General features: G+C 72.2%; 1 protein-coding gene and 1 pseudogene. Both read right to left on the bottom strand.

The features are described 5' to 3' along the window. Nucleotides 1-1,090, bottom strand: a pseudogene (locus AC5RV2_RS18010) (type VII secretion protein EccC); the annotation flags it as partial. Then, nucleotides 1,087-1,351 (bottom strand): hypothetical protein (locus AC5RV2_RS18015; protein ID WP_494093462.1); only part of this gene is annotated, 265 nt, incomplete at its 5' end. The pseudogene AC5RV2_RS18010 and the gene AC5RV2_RS18015, both read right to left, overlap by 4 nt.

The following is a 1,351-nucleotide window of genomic DNA, read 5'->3' on the forward strand; positions in this document are numbered from 1 at the left end:
CGCCGACCTCGCCGGGTTCCTGCCCGCGGTCGGCCACCAGGTACACCACCGTGATGCCCAGGTGGGCCAGCCCGGCGTGCCGGTCCGGCAGCACGAGTTCTTCGGGCAGCCCGCCGTAGCAGTCGGCGAGCACCAGCAGCCGCGGCAGGTGCTGGCTGGCACCCCGGGCGTTCTTGGAGGATTCGGCAGCCACCACCGCGCGGCGGTTCAGCTCGTCGGCCAGCACGGCACCGAGTTCGTCCAGGGACCGGGCCACCCGGCGGACCGGGCCGGTGGCGTGGGCCTGCTTCTGGTCCGCCAGATGCGGCAGCCACAGGGCCCAGTCCCAGTCGCCCAGCCGGTCTTCGCCGGCCGCAATCCCCACGTGCAGGTCCTCGGGCGAGTGGAAGGCACAGGCCTCGGCGAGCAGGTTCCGGGCGGCGTTGAGCACGAACCCGCGGGAGCCGATGATGCTGACGTTGCCGGCCGAGTCCAGCGGCAGGGTCAGCGGCAAATCCGGCGACGTCTCATACCGCCGCTGCAGGATCCGGACCTCGTTGTCCATGAAGGTGTCGCGCTGGGCCGTGGCTGGGCCCTGCTCGTTGATGATGATCTGCCGGCTGATCCGCTCGCCGGAACCGATCCGCACGTGCAGGAAGTCCTCGTTGCCGCGCCGCCGCTCCCAGAGCCGTTGCGTGTTGCGGATGATGTCGAAGAGGGCGGTGGGCTCCGGGTTGCTGGTGCGCGCCGTGGTGATGGTGCGCTGCTCGTCCGCGCGGAGCGTGGCCCGGGACTCCTCCAGGTATTCCAGGTAGCGGTCGCGTTCTTCGGCCCGGGCGCGGGCCGCCCGGCCGCGCTGGCCCAGCATCATGACGATGGACGCGACAACGGTCACGATCATCGCGATGGCGCCGACGGCGGCCAGGCTGTTGCCGCGGAAGAGCATCATCACGGTCATGGACAATCCGGCGCCCAGCAGCGGGATCAGCGCCATGGCGTTCATCCTGCCGGCCTTCTCGCCCATGGGCGGAGGGGCCTCCAGGCTGAAGGGGGCGGCCTCGCGCGCCGGGGCGGTGGTCCGGGCCGGCCGGTGGAAGATCTTCACGCTCATCGGCCGGTGTGCTCCATCGCCAGGGCCAGCGCGGTGGAGGCCAGCTCGGCCGCCTGCAGCCGGACGGCGCGGGACATCAGGCCCGGGTCGAGTTCCACTCCGCCGGCCAGGTGCCGGTCGTATCCCAGGGGCAGCACGGAGATTCCGTCCCGCGCGAGCAGCTTCGCTTCGGCCATCGGGTCCAGCGGGGCATCGGCATCCGTGCGGGTCAGTACGGCCAGCAGGCCGGTCCCGGCCAGCTCAGGGGTGGCCGCCCACGCG

This window comes from Arthrobacter sp. Y3225116 (genome assembly GCF_059091245.1).